This is a genomic window from Curtobacterium sp. MCLR17_032 (assembly GCF_003234795.2).
GTDB lineage: Bacteria > Actinomycetota > Actinomycetes > Actinomycetales > Microbacteriaceae > Curtobacterium.
This window is the reverse complement of the sequence record NZ_CP126268.1, coordinates 796,990-812,307: the sequence shown is the minus strand read 5'-3', so window position 1 is coordinate 812,307 and position 15,318 is coordinate 796,990. Positions and strand designations below refer to the sequence as shown.

At 72.0% G+C, this 15,318-nt stretch carries 19 protein-coding genes; 5 read left to right on the top strand and 14 right to left on the bottom strand.

Features of this window, described 5'->3' with window-relative positions:
* Positions 1-142: 142 nt before the first annotated feature.
* Both DEI97_RS03915 and DEI97_RS03910 read left to right on the top strand, forming a co-directional pair.
* Positions 143-2,209: an MDR family MFS transporter gene (locus tag DEI97_RS03915; RefSeq protein ID WP_111075812.1), complete on the top strand. Its 2,067-nt coding sequence runs from the start codon at positions 143-145 to the stop codon at positions 2,207-2,209.
* 85 nt (positions 2,210-2,294) lie between these two features.
* Positions 2,295-2,909, top strand: a complete 615-nt coding sequence (locus DEI97_RS03910; protein ID WP_111075811.1) for a TetR/AcrR family transcriptional regulator — start codon at positions 2,295-2,297, stop codon at positions 2,907-2,909.
* A 36-nt stretch (positions 2,910-2,945) separates the two neighbouring features.
* Here DEI97_RS03910 and DEI97_RS03905 read toward each other — a convergent pair whose 3' ends face one another.
* The 5 genes from DEI97_RS03905 to DEI97_RS03885 form a co-directional block, all read right to left on the bottom strand.
* The gene (locus DEI97_RS03905) at positions 2,946-3,584 is read right to left on the bottom strand and encodes an LppP/LprE family lipoprotein (protein ID WP_111075810.1); all 639 of its coding nucleotides are present in this window, start codon (positions 3,582-3,584) and stop codon (positions 2,946-2,948) included.
* 145 nt (positions 3,585-3,729) lie between these two features.
* Positions 3,730-4,923 carry a helix-turn-helix domain-containing protein gene (locus tag DEI97_RS03900; RefSeq protein WP_111075809.1) on the bottom strand — a complete coding sequence of 398 codons (1,194 nt, stop codon included), beginning with the start codon at positions 4,921-4,923 and terminating at the stop codon, positions 3,730-3,732.
* A gap of 65 nt (positions 4,924-4,988) precedes the next feature.
* Positions 4,989-5,249 carry a hypothetical protein gene (locus DEI97_RS03895; protein WP_111075808.1) on the bottom strand — a complete coding sequence of 87 codons (261 nt, stop codon included), beginning with the start codon at positions 5,247-5,249 and terminating at the stop codon, positions 4,989-4,991.
* A 112-nt stretch (positions 5,250-5,361) separates the two neighbouring features.
* A complete protein-coding gene (locus tag DEI97_RS03890; protein ID WP_181432932.1) occupies positions 5,362-5,529 on the bottom strand; it encodes a hypothetical protein in 168 nt (55 codons plus the stop codon).
* Positions 5,530-5,765: 236 nt separating this feature from the next.
* On the bottom strand, positions 5,766-6,731 hold the full coding sequence (locus tag DEI97_RS03885) for an AraC family transcriptional regulator (protein WP_111075807.1): 966 nt from the start codon (positions 6,729-6,731) through the stop codon (positions 5,766-5,768).
* Positions 6,732-6,839: 108 nt separating this feature from the next.
* On the opposite strand from DEI97_RS03885, the gene DEI97_RS03880 reads away from it, so the two are divergent.
* Complete coding sequence (locus DEI97_RS03880; protein ID WP_111075806.1) at positions 6,840-7,202, top strand: hypothetical protein; 363 nt, start codon at positions 6,840-6,842, stop codon at positions 7,200-7,202.
* Between the two features lie 143 nt (positions 7,203-7,345).
* Here the strand turns inward: DEI97_RS03880 and DEI97_RS03875 are convergent, their stop codons facing one another.
* From DEI97_RS03875 to DEI97_RS03835, 9 genes are all read right to left on the bottom strand, one after another.
* On the bottom strand, positions 7,346-7,615 hold the full coding sequence (locus DEI97_RS03875; RefSeq protein WP_111075805.1) for a GlsB/YeaQ/YmgE family stress response membrane protein: 270 nt from the start codon (positions 7,613-7,615) through the stop codon (positions 7,346-7,348).
* 360 nt (positions 7,616-7,975) lie between these two features.
* Positions 7,976-8,398 (bottom strand): MFS transporter permease, encoded by a 423-nt coding sequence (locus DEI97_RS03870; RefSeq protein ID WP_253467488.1) that lies wholly within the window; start codon positions 8,396-8,398, stop codon positions 7,976-7,978.
* Positions 8,395-9,450 (bottom strand): Asp23/Gls24 family envelope stress response protein, encoded by a 1,056-nt coding sequence (locus DEI97_RS03865; protein ID WP_146248216.1) that lies wholly within the window; start codon positions 9,448-9,450, stop codon positions 8,395-8,397. Before DEI97_RS03865 ends, DEI97_RS03870 begins: the two co-directional genes overlap by 4 nt.
* Before the next feature lie 86 nt (positions 9,451-9,536).
* Complete coding sequence (locus DEI97_RS03860; RefSeq protein WP_111075803.1) at positions 9,537-9,710, bottom strand: CsbD family protein; 174 nt, start codon at positions 9,708-9,710, stop codon at positions 9,537-9,539.
* A gap of 110 nt (positions 9,711-9,820) precedes the next feature.
* Positions 9,821-10,384 carry a hypothetical protein gene (locus DEI97_RS03855; RefSeq protein WP_111075802.1) on the bottom strand — a complete coding sequence of 188 codons (564 nt, stop codon included), beginning with the start codon at positions 10,382-10,384 and terminating at the stop codon, positions 9,821-9,823.
* Positions 10,381-10,956: an Asp23/Gls24 family envelope stress response protein gene (locus DEI97_RS03850; protein ID WP_111075801.1), complete on the bottom strand. Its 576-nt coding sequence runs from the start codon at positions 10,954-10,956 to the stop codon at positions 10,381-10,383. The genes DEI97_RS03855 and DEI97_RS03850 overlap by 4 nt, the downstream gene beginning before the upstream one ends.
* A gap of 12 nt (positions 10,957-10,968) precedes the next feature.
* Positions 10,969-11,286 carry a hypothetical protein gene (locus DEI97_RS03845; protein WP_111075800.1) on the bottom strand — a complete coding sequence of 106 codons (318 nt, stop codon included), beginning with the start codon at positions 11,284-11,286 and terminating at the stop codon, positions 10,969-10,971.
* Positions 11,283-11,474, bottom strand: a complete 192-nt coding sequence (locus DEI97_RS03840; RefSeq protein WP_111075799.1) for a DUF2273 domain-containing protein — start codon at positions 11,472-11,474, stop codon at positions 11,283-11,285. The genes DEI97_RS03845 and DEI97_RS03840 overlap by 4 nt, the downstream gene beginning before the upstream one ends.
* Positions 11,471-11,926 carry an Asp23/Gls24 family envelope stress response protein gene (locus tag DEI97_RS03835; RefSeq protein WP_111075798.1) on the bottom strand — a complete coding sequence of 152 codons (456 nt, stop codon included), beginning with the start codon at positions 11,924-11,926 and terminating at the stop codon, positions 11,471-11,473. The genes DEI97_RS03840 and DEI97_RS03835 overlap by 4 nt, the downstream gene beginning before the upstream one ends.
* 342 nt (positions 11,927-12,268) lie before the next feature.
* On the opposite strand from DEI97_RS03835, the gene DEI97_RS03830 reads away from it, so the two are divergent.
* Both DEI97_RS03830 and DEI97_RS03825 read left to right on the top strand, forming a co-directional pair.
* Positions 12,269-13,618: an alpha/beta fold hydrolase gene (locus DEI97_RS03830; RefSeq protein ID WP_111075797.1), complete on the top strand. Its 1,350-nt coding sequence runs from the start codon at positions 12,269-12,271 to the stop codon at positions 13,616-13,618.
* Positions 13,615-15,204 carry a GMC family oxidoreductase gene (locus DEI97_RS03825; RefSeq protein ID WP_111075796.1) on the top strand — a complete coding sequence of 530 codons (1,590 nt, stop codon included), beginning with the start codon at positions 13,615-13,617 and terminating at the stop codon, positions 15,202-15,204. Before DEI97_RS03830 ends, DEI97_RS03825 begins: the two co-directional genes overlap by 4 nt.
* Positions 15,205-15,318: the final 114 nt, after the last annotated feature.

Below are 15,318 nucleotides of genomic sequence, written 5' to 3'. Positions count from 1 at the left end.
CGCACCCGCCTCGCCTCCGCCCGACGACGCACTCGCCGTCCGGCACGTCGAACCAGAAGGACCCGCATTGTCAACAGCCACCGCACAGACGCCGGTGTCGGGCCGGAGCGCCACCACCGGTGCGCCCGGTCAGCAACCCCTGATGACCCACCGTCAGATCTTGCTCGTCATCTACGGGCTGATGGCGGGCATGTTCCTGTCGTCCCTCGGACAGACGGTCTTCGGTACCGCGATCCGCACCATCGGCGACGACCTGCACGGGCTCGACCAGCAGGCGTGGGTCACCACCGCCTACCTGATCACGTCGACGATCGCGACGCCGATCTACGGCAAGCTCTCCGACATCTTCGGCCGTCGTCCGCTCTACATCTTCGGCATCGTGGTCTTCATCCTCGGCGCCGTCCTGTCGTCGATGTCCACGTCGATGCTCATGCTCGCCGCCTTCCGCGCCGTGCAGGGCATCGGTGCCGGTGCGCTGATGTCGCTGCCGCTCGCGATCATGGGCGACATCCTCGCCCCGCGTGAGCGTGCCAAGTACCAGGGCTACTTCCTGGCCGTCTTCGGCATCTCGTCCGTCATCGGCCCGCTCATCGGCGGCCTGCTCGCCGGCGCCTCGGAGATCCTCTTCATCACCGGCTGGCGCTGGGTGCTCCTCATCAACGTGCCGATCGGCATCGCCGCGCTCGTCATGGTGATCGTCTTCCTGCACCTGCCGAAGGTGCACGACGAGAAGGACAAGCCGGTCGTCGACTGGTGGGGCGCGACCTCGGTCATCGTCACCCTCGTCCCGCTGCTGCTGGTCGCCGAGCAGGGCCGCACGTGGGGCTGGGGCTCCCCCGCGGCACTCGCCTGCTACGTCATCGGCGCCGTCGGCCTGGTCGCCCTGCTGATCATCGAGTCGAAGATGGGCGACGCGGCGATCATCCCGCTCAAGCTCTTCCGCTCCGGCACGTTCTCGATGGCCACGGTCATCGGCTTCCTGGTCGGCTTCGCGATGTTCGGCGCCATGCTGACCATCCCGCTCTACCTACAGATCGTCGTCGGCCTCAGCCCGACCGAGTCCGGCTTCGCCACGCTGCCCCTGGTCGGTGGCCTGATGATCGCCTCGATCACCTCGGGTCAGATCGTCGCCCGCGTCGGCCGCTACCGGGTCTTCCCGGTCATCGGCACCGCCCTGGTCTCCGCCGGCTACGTCGTCCTGACCTTCATGACGATCGACAAGCCGCTCTGGTTCCTGATGATCGGCATGTTCCTCATCGGTCTCGGACTCGGTTCGGTCATGCAGTCCCTGACGCTCGCGTCGCAGGGCTCGGTCGAGGCGAAGGACATGGGCGTCGCGACCAGCTCGGCGACCTTCTTCCGCCAGATCGGTGGAACGCTCGGCACGGCCGTGCTGCTGTCGATCCTGTTCTCGGTGATGCCCGCCAACATCGTGCACGCCACGGCGGACAAGGCCGACCTGACCGACGCCCTCGACGCAGCACTGAACCCCACCGTCGCCAGCGCGAAGGCGAACCAGGGCGTCATGGACCAGAACTGGGACCCGATCGTCGGCCCGATCCAGGACAGCATCGACTCCGGGCTCGACCGCGGCACCACCGCCGCGAAGCAGGCCGCCGACCAGGCGGTCACCCAGCAGGTCACCGCTGCCGTCCAGGCGCAGGTCGCCGCCGGCACGATCCCGGCCGCCGCCGCCGAGACCGTGATCGCCCAGCAGGTCGCCGACGCCACCCCGCAGGCCGAGACCACCGCTCTGGCGACGGCCGCCGACCAGGCGCACGCCAGCGTCGTCGACGGACAGCTCGCGGTCGACTGGAAGGACGCCGGACAGCGCGGCTACTGGGTCGACCAGGTCGTCCCGGACCTCGTCAAGCAGATCGACAAGGGTGCGAACGACGACTCGAGCGCCTCGGCCACGAACGACACCTCGTTCCTGACCGGTGCCGACCCGCGCCTGACCCGTCCGTTCATGGCCGGCTTCAACGCCTCGTCCGTCACGATCTACTGGGTCGGACTCGCCGTGATCCTGCTCGCCTTCGTGCTGACCTGGTTCTTCAAGGTGCCGCCGCTGCGCCAGCGCTCGGCCCTGCAGGAGCAGGCGGACATGTCCGCCGAGGCACAGCTCGAAGCCGAGGCCGGCATGGCCGCGGCCGAGGCAGGCTCCTTCACCGGTCCGATGACCGGTTCCACGCCGACCCAGCGTCGGTGACCACCCGGGCCGCCCGCACGTCCGCCGACCACCGTCGGCAGCGTGCGGGCGGCCCGTCCCACCACTCCCCCACCGGAGGTCGCCCGTGACCACCACGGCAGCACCCGCACCCGCACCCGACAGCGCCGTCGGCAGCACCGAGCCCTGCACGCTCCGCGAACGGAAGAAGCAGCAGACCCGGCAAGCGATCCACCACGCCGCGCTGACCCGCATCACCGACCACGGCCTGGACGGCGTCACGGTCGAGCAGATCTGCGCCGACGCCGACGTCTCCCCGCGCACGTTCTTCAACTACTTCTCGTCGAAGGCCCACGCGGCCATCGGCCTGGACACCGTCGAGGTACCCGACGCCGTCCGCGACCGGTTCGCCACCGCCGGCGGGCCGCTCATCGACGACGTCTGCGACCTGGTCGCCCACACCGTGCCGCTCTCCTCGGACCGCGCCCGCGCGAAGGAGCTGCTCGTCCGCCGCCCGGAGATGACGTCGATGGTGATGCGGTGGATGGCCGAGTCCCGGCAGTCCCTCATCGCCGCCGTCAGCACCCGCACCGACGAGGACACCGCCCGCACGGCCGTCGCCCTCGTGATGGCGGCCCTGACCGAGGCGGCCCACCGCTTCAGCGTGCAGGACCAGGCGGACCTGGCCACGCGCCTCCGCGCCGTCGTCGCCGAGATGGTCGCGCTCGTCACCGACCACTGACCGGTCAGCCGCTGACCGGCCGAGGCGCCCAGCGGGTCACGGGACGGGAGGCACGTCCCCCGTCATGACGACCCGTCCGGCCGCGTCGTCCCAGCGGTAGGTCGCGTCGACGCGACCGCTCGCCTCGGCGTTCGACTCCCCGTCACGCGCGTACCGGTACGTGACCGACACGGCAGCGTCCGAGGTGCGCGTGACCTCCGGCGTGAAGGGGTACTGCACCTTCGTCGCCGTGCCGAGGTACGTGCCGTCGTGGAACAGCAGGATCGCCGACGGCGAGCTGCCGGTCGAGTCGGTCGGGCGCAACACGACCCACGACAGGGCCGCGCACGGGTCGTACCCGCCGCGAGCGGCCCCGGCGGTGTCCCACTCCGCCCCCTCGATGCCGGCCGGTGCGCCGAGTCGGGCGGCCGCCTGCTGGATCGCGCTGGTCGGGTCCTCGCTGCCACACGTCGGGGTGGCGGTCGGCTGCGGCGTCTGCACCGGTGCCGGCGTCGCGGTCGGGGTCGACGTCGGGGTCTCCGTCGACTCCGCCGACGGCGCGACCGTCTGCGTCACCGTCTGCGTCGGTGCCGGGTCACCCGACCCGGTCGAACACCCGGTGAGGGCGATCGAGACGAGCCCGAGCGGGACGAGGCCGCGCAGCACGGCGGGACGGAGTCGCGAACTGGTTCCCATGTGGAACATCCTGCCGGGCGCGTCCGACGCATCCACAGAGGACGTTGAGGTCGGCAGACCACCCAGCCGGGAGGCCCGTGGCGGGCCGGATCCGCGCCTCCCGTCCGGCCGTTGATCACATGGCGGACCACCACCGACGAGCCGGTCAGGAGCGGTCGCCGGACCGCCGCAGCGCACGCAGGTCGCGGAGGAAGGCCGTCGGCGTCGTGCCCCGCTCCTCCTTGAAGAGCTGCTGGAGTCGCCGGGGCCGGAGACCGGCGGCCGCGGCGATGTCCGCGACGGTGCAGACCTCGTCGAGGTGCGTCTCGATGTAGGCGACCGCCTGACGGATCCGCCAGGAGGACCGGCCGTCGGGCCGCTGCGAGGTGGCCGCACGCAGCGTCGCCGAGGGGTCCTCGCCGAACCGGGCGCGGTAGGCGGTGGCGAAGCGGCTCGGGTTCGTGAAGCGCCAGCGGCGAGCGACCTCGAGCACGCTGTTCGGCGACTCCCCCCGGAGCAGTTCGCGCCGGACCTCGTCCAGGCGCTGGTCGCGGAGGAAGCCGTTCGGCGTGACACCGAGCGTGCGGGCGAAGACCTCCTGCAGGCCGCGCTCGCTGAGTCCGGCGGCGGCGGCGATGGCCGGCACCGAGGGGCGGTCACGCGCGTGCTCCTCGACGAAGGCGATCGCGTCACGCAGTCGGCTGGCGGTCGGGACGTCGTCCCCGCGGTCGCGGAGCGGGAAGGTGTCGAGCACGACCGTCGCCAGGCGGCGGTTCAGCGCCGTCCGCATCGCACCGCGCACCCGGTCGTCCATCAGGGTGGGGCTGACCTCGCCGAGCAGACGACGGAGCGGCTCGCGCCGGGCGATCCGCTCGTCCTGCTGGTCGAACAGGACGGGCCCGTCGGGCATCGGGTAGCCGAGCTCCCCGGCGGTCTTGCGGAGGAACGCGTCCGAGATGTGCACGCCGTTGTAGACGGTCTCTTCGGACTCGAAGCGGTACGCCTCGGACGCCGAGGCGATGTAGGGGCTGCCGGGCTCGATCACGCGGGACCGGTCCGCGAAGTGCATCTCGAGTCGGCCATGCTGCAGCCAGAACACCACGTGGTCGTCCCTGGGGCCGATCACCCCGCCCCGTCGACCGCCGCGGGCGTTCATGGTCCGCAGCGTCAGGTCGTCGTCGCCGATGACGAAGTACTCGTACCGGGTGCCCTGGCTGGCGAAGGTGTCGGTGGCGGTGGTGGTGTCCCGGCGGAGGTCCTGCCCGGAGTACTCGGTGCGGAAGATCGCGGTGTAGTCCGAGCCGCCCGCGTCGGTGAACCGCTGCTTGCGGAACCCGTTGTCGTGGTGGATCGGTGGCACGCGGCCATCTTCTCATCCACGGAACGCGGAAGCCCGAGGTTCACCCGGACTGGGGTGAGGTCCGCTCAGTTGCGGATGAGGGGTGCCCAGAACGCATCCGGGCCGTCCTGCTGCACCGCGTCGCCCTCGAACCGCCAGCCGTACCCGCCCGCGAAGTCCTGCGCGGCGGTGAGCTCGTCGACCCCGTCGTCCTCCGAGCGGTCGAACAGGTGTACGCCGTGGCCGATCGCGACACCGCTGTCGCTGATGAGCGTGAGGTCCCAGCGGCCCTCTTCGGAGCGTTCGATGCGGACGACGGCGGCCTGGTCTGCGGAGAAGTCGGACATGCCGTCGAGCCTACGCACGCCGCCGTGGGGCGGTGTCGGGCGGCCGGCTGGCGCGCGTGGTCCTCCACGCACGGTCCGCGGCGTGCGGTCCTCCGTGTGGGGTCCGCCGTGCTCAGACGACGGTGAAGAAGTCCGCGTAGGTGGGTTCGGCGGGCGTGGACCCGGCCGTGCGACGGGAGACCATCGCGTCGATCTCGTCCGGGTGGCTGAGCCCGCGGCGGTGCCATTCGTCGGCCTGCAGCCGGAGTTCGTGGAGGGAGGGTCGGACGCGCTCGTTCACGGTGCGCTCTTCCTGCTGGTGCGCCCGACCCGAGGGGTTCGGAGGCGCATGACCAGCATCCCCCGCGGACTGCGCGGGGCCAAGCCCGGACGAGCCCCGAGTACGCCCGTTGGACACGGTGTCCGGTCCGCGCAACGAGCGCGGCCCGGGGACGTCGGACGACGGGTGCGAGCGGACACACCGGACGGGTCGCTCGATCGCGTGACGGACCGACGGCGATCCCGACGGAAGGGCCGTCACGCGCTCCGTCGCCGGCGGAGCGTCGCCGACGGCGGCTCCCCGAAGGTCGCCGCGTAGGTACCGGAGAATCGCCCGAGGTGACCGACACCCCAGCCGACCGCGATCTGCGCCACCGTGGTGGTGTCCGGGTCGGCCGCACTCAGTTCGGCGCGCACCCGGTGCAGGCGGACCTGCCGGAGGAAGTGCATCGGCGACGACCCGGTGTGCCGCCGGAAGGACGCCTGCAACGACCGCACGGCGACCCCCGCAGCGACGCTGACGTCCGTGATCGTGATCGGCCGACGGGCGTTCGCCACCATCCACTCCTGCGCGAGCCGCATGGTCGCCGGCCCGTCGCTGAGCAGTCCGGACGGCGGCACAGGGCGGGCGTCGAACGTGGCGGCGACCGCTTCGGCCACGGTCGTGTTGAGGACGGAGCGCCGGTCGCGGTCGGTCGCCGGGTCGAGCAGCGCCCCGGCCGCCGTGGCGATGACGGCACGGAGCTGCCTGAGCGCATCGGGGTCCGGTTGCCGGGCGAACTGCAGCGGCGCCGGCAGGTCGCCCTGGCGAGCCGCGGCGACGGACTCGAGGAACGACCGGTCGAAGCGGATCAGGTGCTGCACGGTGGGAGCAGCGCTGAACGTGAAGTCCCGCCCCGCCGGGTACATCACCGGGACCCCGGGCAGCATGTCGACGGGCGCGGACGACCCGGTGTCGAGGCGGATGCCCGGCGCGGAGGCCCAGGCCAGCACGTAGTCGTCAGCGGGGTCGATCGTGCCCCAACGCCGTGCGGCCACGGACGAGGTCCCGACCGTGACGTCGCCGTCGCCGACCGCCCGGTACCGCCACGAGAACCCCTCGGTCGCGGCGTCCCCGATGTGGATGTCCTGGCTGCCGTAGACGTGCTCGTAGAACGCGACCGCTTCGTCGACGGCGGTGCCGTGACGGTCGACGTGCTGGAGGGGTTGTTCGACGGAGTCCATGCACTCCGAGTCTCACGCAGACCACCGACAATCCGTACCCCGGATCGACCGACCGGCTGAGGCGGGCCCACGGTCCGTCCGGTTGGCTGGATGCATGGAGAGCATCTGATGAAGTACATCGTCTACGGCGAGAACCGGATCATGACCGGCGACGCGATCGCAGAGGCCACCTTGGCCTACGCGGCGGCGCTCGGTGAGAACGGCACGACCGACATCGTCGAGGTCCCGACCGCCGACGAGGACGGGACCGGGGTCAAGTCCGAGATCCTGCTCGGGCCCGCATCGCAGATCATGGTCGAGACCGCGCCGGACGACGAACTCGAACCCGAGGACGAGGAACTGGTCGCCGAACTGCAGCGCCGGACGGCAGAGGTCGGCGGCGGACGGTTCATGGACGCGGCGTCGTCGCACTCGGACGAGCCGGCCGCGAAGACCCTCCGCACCGACCCGCCAGCACCCCACCGCGACTGATCATCCCGCCCGGGTCGCCGCAGTCTCGCGGCCCGGGCCGGGATCGCGAGGCCGGACGAGAGACCCGGGAACACGGAAGAGCCCCGCACCAGTCGGTGCGGGGCTCTTCCGTGTTCCCGGCGTCGGACGCCGGTGGGGTTCGGTCAGGCGCGGGCGCCGCGACGACCGGTGATCGCACCCCAGATGAGGAGGACGATGATCGCGCCGACGATCGCGATGATCCACGACTGGATGCTGAAGAAGCCGTCGTAGCCGACGTTGAAGATGAGGCCGCCGAGCCAGCCGCCGATGAGGGCGCCGATGACACCGAGGACGAGCGTGGCGATCCAGCCGCCACCCTGGCGACCGGGGAGGATCAGCTTGGCGATGGCGCCGGCGATGAGGCCGAGGAGGATGAAGCCGAGGAAGCTCATGGGAGTGCCTTTCAGGACGGGCACCGCGAGGTGCCGTTGTGGAGCAGGTGTGCCACCCCGAGGGGCGGCGGAGCGGTCGAGTTCGACGCTCCCGGATGGGCAGTACCGGTCAGGAACTGACCGGCTGTGCCGATCAGATGCTGTCGAGCAGACCGTCACGCGACTGCTCTGCGAACAGAGCGGTCATGTCGATGGCTTCGGTCGGGGTGTCCCCGTCCACGAATGCGTTGTTCGCGGGCGTCGAGTGCATCTGACCGGTCCTTCCGAGGTGCTGCATGTACCGCTCCACTGTGCCCGCCGAAAAGTAGTTAGGCACACTACACAGTCGATGTTGCGCTATGCGGACAATCCCGAGGGAGGTCAGCCGACGAACCGCGTCCACAGGCCGGAGATGACGGGCCAGACGTCACCCGCCCGGTCTGCCGACCCGATCGCGACGGCGACGAGCGGGAAGACCGTGACGCCGACGGTGACGAGGAGTGCGAGCACGACGGCGGTCCACGCGGTCGCTCCGTGTCGCCGCGTCACCGCGAGGAGCAGGAGCGCCAGGACGACGACCGCGCCGACGAGGGTCACGAGCGTCACGCGGAGGAACGGGAACGGGACGAGTCCCGCCGTCGTCCCCGTGATGCCGGCGAGGAAGCCGACGAGCGGCAGGAACGCGCCGAACGCCAGCAACAGGACGGCGACCAGTCCGATGCCGCTCGCGACCCAGACGCTGCGCGACCTGGGCCGGGAGGCGGCCACCTGGCGGCGGATCCGCCGCTCGGCCCAGGCGCTCACGGTCGGTCCGTGGCGGTGTCGTCGGCCGTGGCGGTGTCGTCGGCCGTGCTGCCGCGGACGGCCTCGGCGGCGCGGCGCACGTCGTCCGCCGCGTCCTCGAGTGCGTCGGCCGCGGCCTCCGAGCCGGAGACGGTGGAGGCGTGGACAGCCGGCTCAGCGGCGTCCGACGGAGCGGCCTCGCCGGCCGCGTCCTCCGCGTCGGCCCCGTGTCGCGCCTCCGCCACGCCGTCCGCGACGTCGTCGCCGACCTGCTCGGCTGCAGCGGTCGCCGCCTCCTGTGCAGCGTCGGCCGCATCACCCGCACGGTCTGCGACGTCCGACGCGGTCTTCCGCGCCGACGCCACCGCGTCAGAGGTCGCCGCACCGGCAGCGTCGGCCGCGTCCGAGATCGCGTCGCGGGCGTGCCCGGCCGCGTCACGTGCCGAGGCGGCGGCGTCCGAAGCGGTCGCCGACGCCGCGGCCAGGGCGTCCGACGCGACGGACCCCGCCGTGTCCGCCGCCGATCGCGCGCCGTCCGCTGCGGACTCCGCCGCGTCGGAGACGGTGTCCGCCGCGGTCGCGGCAGCGCCTCGGACGGAGTCGACGGCCTCGTCGAGCTTCGAGGGCTCGTCGTCGAACGGGCCGTGCACGTCGAGGACCCGGACGTCGACCTCGACGTGGTCGGGCAGCTCGGCGAGCTGGTGGAGGGCGGCTCCGACCTGCGAGCGGACCTCGGCGGCGACCTCCATCACGGGGTGCGGGTAGCTGACGACGACGGCGACCGCGACGTCGAGCGTGCCGTCGGTGTCGTCGACGCGGACGCCGAGGGCGCTGCCGCTGCGTCCGAGTCGGCTGCGGACCTGGTCGGCCGCCCGTTCGGCGAGCCCGCCGAGGTGGTGGACCCCGTCGACACCGAGGGCGGTGACCGCTGCGGTGCGGGCGGCGACGGTGACGGCCGCGGCGTCCTCGGGGAGCGGGTCGGTCAGGGACGCCGGCAGGTCAACGGGGGTGAGCTGCGTGTGCGCGTGCGTGTCGTGCTGCACCTGCGTGTCGGTCTGGGTGTCGTGCTGCATGGTTTCCTCCTCGGTCGAGCGTGCCGTGAGCGCACGACGGGGCACCGCGCTCGAACGCGCGCGTGCCCCGTCGTGTCTGCTGGTCGCTACTTGCGGAAGACGTCCTTGACGTCCTCGCCGGTCTGCTTCGCGCTCGCGGCGGCCTGGTCCTTCTTGCCCTCGGCGACCTTGGAGTCGTCGTTGGTCGCGTTGCCGAAGGCCTCCTTGGCCTTGCCGGCGATGTCCTGTGCAGCGTTCTTGATCTTGTCGTCGAGTCCCATGACGGGCTCCTTCCGGTCGTGCGGACGAGGGTTCGACCGCGGTCGTGTGGTGTGGGTCGTGCTGGTGGTACTGGGCGGTGCCGCCGGCCGGGAGGCCCGTGGCACGTCCGTCAGGCGACGCGCTTGGCCTTCGAGAGGGCCGAGCGGGTGCCGCCGGTGAGGTGGACCAGGACCGGCACCTCGCGACCGAGGGTCCGGTCGAGGGTGGCGATCGCCGAGTCCACGGCGTCGAGGACCGTGACGGCGTCCCCGCCGCGGCGGACCGCGACACGGAGCCGTGCCGCACGGTGCTTGCGCACCGTGTACATGTCGACCTTCGACGAGACGACGTCGTGCACGCCGGCCAGTTCGTGGTCGATGACGTCACGGACGAGGGCCACGTTCACGGTGACCTCGTCGTCGCCCTGGGCTTCACGGACGGCGACGGCGGTACCGCCACGGCCACGCGTGAAGACCCAGACGAGTGCGAGGACGACCACGACGAGGCAGACCGCCGCGACGATCCACAGCGAGGTCGCGGGGACCTCGACGCGGTCGGGGAACGTCAGGTACGGCTTGAGCGCGTCACGGACGGCCGGCAGGACACCGGCGCCCATGGCGAGGCCGACCACGACGGCGACGAGGCCGAGCACGAACAGGATGATCCGGTTCAGGGTGCGGTTGCTCGAGGTCATGACAGGGTGCCCTTCTCGCTGACACGGACGGTGACGTGGCGGCCGAACCGGTCGTCCAGACGGCCGAGACGTTCGGCGACGGCGTGCTCGACGGCTGCCGAGTCCACCGGGACGCCGGACATCGGGACGACGTGCACCTCGGTGCGGGCGCCACGGGCACTCGCGGTGGTGTGCGCGTCCGGGACACCGGCGGCCAGGCCGGCGGCGTTCCGGGCGGTCGAGGCGATGATCGACGAGTCGATCACCACGGCACCGCGGTCGTGCGGCACCACGGAGCGGTGCTGCCGACCGGGCTTGAGGGCCAGGACGACGAGGACCACACCGGCGATGACGAGCGCCGCCGCGATGACCTCGACCAGGGTGACGAAGGTGGCGTCCGGCTTGAGTGCGGCGTCCACCGCGGTCTGCGGGTCGGCCAGCAGTGGCGCCGCACCGACCGCACGGAGGACCGACTCGGTGCCGATCCACGCCGCGACCAGCACGAGCACCACCAACGCCACGGACACTGCCGTGGACCGGGAACGGTGCACGCTGCGGCGACGCAGCCGGCGTTCGACGGAACTGCTGCTCATGGTGTTCTCCTCCTACCGGACCCGGGTGTCGCGCTCGCGCACGATCCCGGTCAACTCGATGCGTGCCGATCCGACACGACGTCCCGTGAGGGCGCTGACGCGGCTGCGGACCTCGGCCGCTGCGGTGGTCGCCGCCTGGACCAGGTCGGTGCCGGCGGCGACCGGGCCGGTGATCTCCAGGGCCAACGCCCCGCGGGCGTCGCCGAGCTCCACCCGAACCCGCTTCGCGGGCGCTCCGAGCCGCTCAGCGGCGACGGCGCGCGCGCACGAGGTCAGGGCACGGGTGGTGATCTCGACACGGCCCGGAACGGTGCCCGGGCCGCCGGTCACCGGGAGCTCCGGCGCCCGGTCAGCACGTCGGTCAGGGCGTTCCGGTCGATGCGACCGGTGACGAGGGCCGCGACGAGTGCTCCGATCGCGGCGAACACGACGACCAGGACGAAGCCCCAGAAGCCGAACTGCAGTGCGACGACTGCCAGGATGGCGCCGATCAGGGCGCCGCTCAGTGTGGTGCTCATGCGACTCGCGACTCCTTCTTGTCGTCGTCCTCGTCGTCGTCGCCCGGGATGAAGACGTCCTGGACGGTGACGTTGACCTCGGCGACCTCCATGCCGACGATCTGCTCGAGGGCGCGGGAGACCGACGAGCGGACGCCCTCGGCGACCTGCTGCAGCTTCACCGGGTACTCGGCGACGATGGTGATGTCGGCGGCGACCTGCTTCTCGCCGACCTCGACCTTGACGCCCTGGCCGTGGTCGCGCTGGCCGATGGCGTCGCGGATCGCGCCGATGGCACGGGCTGCGCCGTTGCCGAGCGAGTGCACGCCGTTGACCTCGCGGGCGGCGATGCCGGCGACCTTCGAGACGACGGTGTCGTCGATGACGGTCTTGCCGGTGGCGGCGTGGGTGCCGGTGTTCGCCCCGGACTTGCTGGTGGCGAGGGTGTTCGGGGTGGTCGTGGTGTCGGCCATGGTGTCTCCTTCCGAGTGACCCGCCGGGCGTTCCCAGCGGGTGCTGTTCACGGATGAGACGGGCTGGAGAGGACGATCGTCACGGCCGCGTCACGACTTCCAGCCGGATTCCAGGAACGCGTCGTTTCCGGGGCTGGACTTGTACCCCGAACCGTTCCCGGTGCCGATAGCGGCTCCGGTCGTGCGCGGACCGCGTGAACCGGACTGGCCCCGAGATCGGCGTACCGGTGCCGATCGAGGTGCGGCGGGCCTCCAGTTTGGGACGCCTCGCAGACGCCCCTCGCGCGCACGAGGGGTACAGCGGGCTGAGGGGCAGGACGGCTCGACCGGTAGGAACGAGGCATGACGGCGACCGCGTTCTGCCTCCACGCCCTCGGGTCCAGCTCCGAGGAGTTCGCCGCCCTGCGCGCCCGACTCAGCGGCACGCTCGACCTGGTCGGCATCGACCTCCCCGGCTTCGGCTCCAGCTCCGCCGCGACCGGCACGACCGTCGAGGAGATGGCCGTGCTCGTCGAGCGGGCCATCGGCACGAGCGGCGCCACCGAGTGGGCCCTCGTCGGCCACTCGATGGGCGGCAAGGTCGCCTCCGTCGTCGCCGGGCGCACCATGAGCGGTGCGAACGGACTGTTCGGGCTGCGGGCCGTCGTGCTGTTGGCCGCTTCGCCGCTCTCCCCCGAACCGATGGACGAGGAGCGCCGCGCGTCCATGCTGGCGTGGGCCGCCGACCACGAGATCGGACCCGACGAAGCCGCCGAGTTCGTCGACGCGAACACCGCCGACCGACTGGCTCCCGAGCCGTACGCGATGGCGGTCCACGACGTGCAGCGCGCCGATCCGGGCGCCTGGACCGCGTGGCTGACCCGCGGCAGCCGCGAGGACTGGTCCGACACCATCGCCCCGAGCCCGGTGCCGGCACTCGTGCTCGCCGGCGCCGAGGACGGCGACCTGGGCCCGGACGCACAGCGGGGGCTGAACCTGCCGCACTGGCCGCGGGGCGAGTTCGACGTCGTCCCGGGTGCCGCGCACCTGCTGCCATGGGAGCAGCCCGACGCCGTCGCCGACCGCATCCGCTCCTTCTGGGAACGACGGGTCGACCACGGCCCCGTCGTCCCCACCGCGTCGGCGCGGGTCATCGCCTCGCCCCGGGTGAGCGCCAAGAACCGCGGGGTCCTGGCGGCCCGCGCGCTGCCGGACGACCCGGCCGCCGAGCCCCGCGCGCTCTCCGTGGCGCAGCTCGACACCCTCCGGGCCGTGGCCCGCGTCGTCGTCCCGCAGCCGGCCGAGCGCCAGATCGACCTGGCGCTCCGTGTCGACGCGCAGCTCGCCGACGGGCTCGGCGACGGCTGGCGGGTCGACGGCCTGCCCACCGACCCCGACGCCTACCGGGCAGCGCTCGACGCACTCGCTCCGGAGGCCGCGGTCTCCGACGAGCACCTGGCCGACGTCCTCGACGCGGTCGACGACGGCACGCACGAGCCCGCCGACAGCATCCTCGACGCCGGGCAGCTCCGCGCCTGGTTCGAGGACGCCGGCGTCGACCTCGTCAAACAGTGGCTCGCACACCCGGCCACGATGGCCGCGATCGACTACGACGGCTTCGCCAACGGCGGGGACGGCGTGCGCAAACAGGGCTTCCAGCTGCTGGGAGCCGACCAACGCGAAGCATGGGAACCGGACGGAGCAACACCATGAGGCTCGAACACCAGCGTCGCTACGGCGAGGACGAGATCGTGGACGCGGTCGTCGTCGGCACCGGAGCGGGCGGCGCACCGCTGCTCGCCAGTCTGGCGCGAGCGGGCCTCCGGGTCGTCGCCCTCGAAGCCGGCCGCAACACCGAACCGGGCGACCACCTACCCGACGAGGTCGAGGCACCGGCGGACATCAACTGGATGGAGGAGCGGATCAGCGGCGGCGGCGCCCCGACCGCCTTCGGTCCGAACAACAGCGGCACCGGAGTCGGCGGCTCGACGCTGCACTGGGGAGCGTTCACGCCCCGTCCGAGTGCCCACGACCTGCACCTGGCGACCGAGTCGGGCAAGGGACACGACTGGCCGATCGACCACGCCGAGCTCATCCGGTACATCGAGCAGGTCGAGCACGACGTGGGAGTCGCCGGCCCCGAGCACTACCCGTGGGACCCGTCCCGCCGGTACTCGATGCGCCCGCCGGGCCGGAACGCGTCGTCCGACATGATGATGCGCGGCGCTGCGGCGGTCGGCATCACCGCCACCGACGCCCCGGTCGCCCTCACCACCGAGGACCGGCACCAGGAGCACCACGGTCTCCGGCACGCCTGCGTGTCGTGCGGCTCGTGCCACCAGGGTTGCCGGAACGGCGCGAAGGTGTCGATGGACACCACGTACCTGCCGGCCGCGGTCGCCTTCGGCGCCGAGATCCGTCCCGAGGCGTTCGTCCACGGCATCGAGCTCGACGCCCGTGGCGAGGTCGAGGCGGTCGTCTACCGCCAGGACGGCCGTGACCACCGGCAGCGCACCCGGGCCCTCGTGCTCGCCGCCGGTGGCGTGGAGACCCCGCGCCTGCTCCTGCACACCGGTCTGGCCAACAGCAGCGACCAGGTCGGCCGCAACTTCACCGCGCACGGCGCCACCCAGGTCTGGGCGCGGTTCGACGAGTCGATGCGCTCCTACCGCGGGTACCCGTCGTCGATCATCACCGAGGACTTCGTCCGTCCGTCCGACGCCGACTTCGCCGGCGGGTACCTCATCCAGAGCCTCGGCGTGCAGCCGCTGACCTTCGCCACCTCGCTGGTCCGTGGCGGCGGGCTGCGCGGTGCCGCCCTGGTGAAGGCGATGCGCGACTACCCGCAGATGGCCGGGGTCGGCATCAACGCCGAGTGCCTGCCGTACGAGGACAACCGGCTCGTGCTCGGGGAAGAGGTCGACGAGCACGGCATCCGGAAGGCCACGATCACCTTCACCCCGGGCGAGAACGAGGACGCGATCGGTCGCCACGCGGTGCGGACGATGACCGCGATCATCGAGGCGGCCGGGGGGAAGGACGTCCGGGTCCTCGAACGGACCGCGCACACCATCGGCACCGCACGGATGGGCGCGGACGCCGACAGTTCGGTCGTCGATGCGGCCGGACGATCGTGGGACGTCCCGAACCTGTGGGTCTGTGACAACTCGGTCTTCCCGAGCGCCGTCATCGCGAACCCGGCGCTGACGATCATGGCGCTGTCCCTGCGGACTGCCGACCGGATGCTCCGCGGCGACGCCGCTGCGGACCGCGCGGCGGGGCTGGTGGTCGCTGCCTGAACCGAGCAACGTCTGGTGACTCGCCCCACACTTCCGTGACGAGAACGTCGACCCCTGAACGTCTGACGGACATCTGCGTACCGTCCCCGTCAGCGAGCTTCGCTCGGCGTGCAG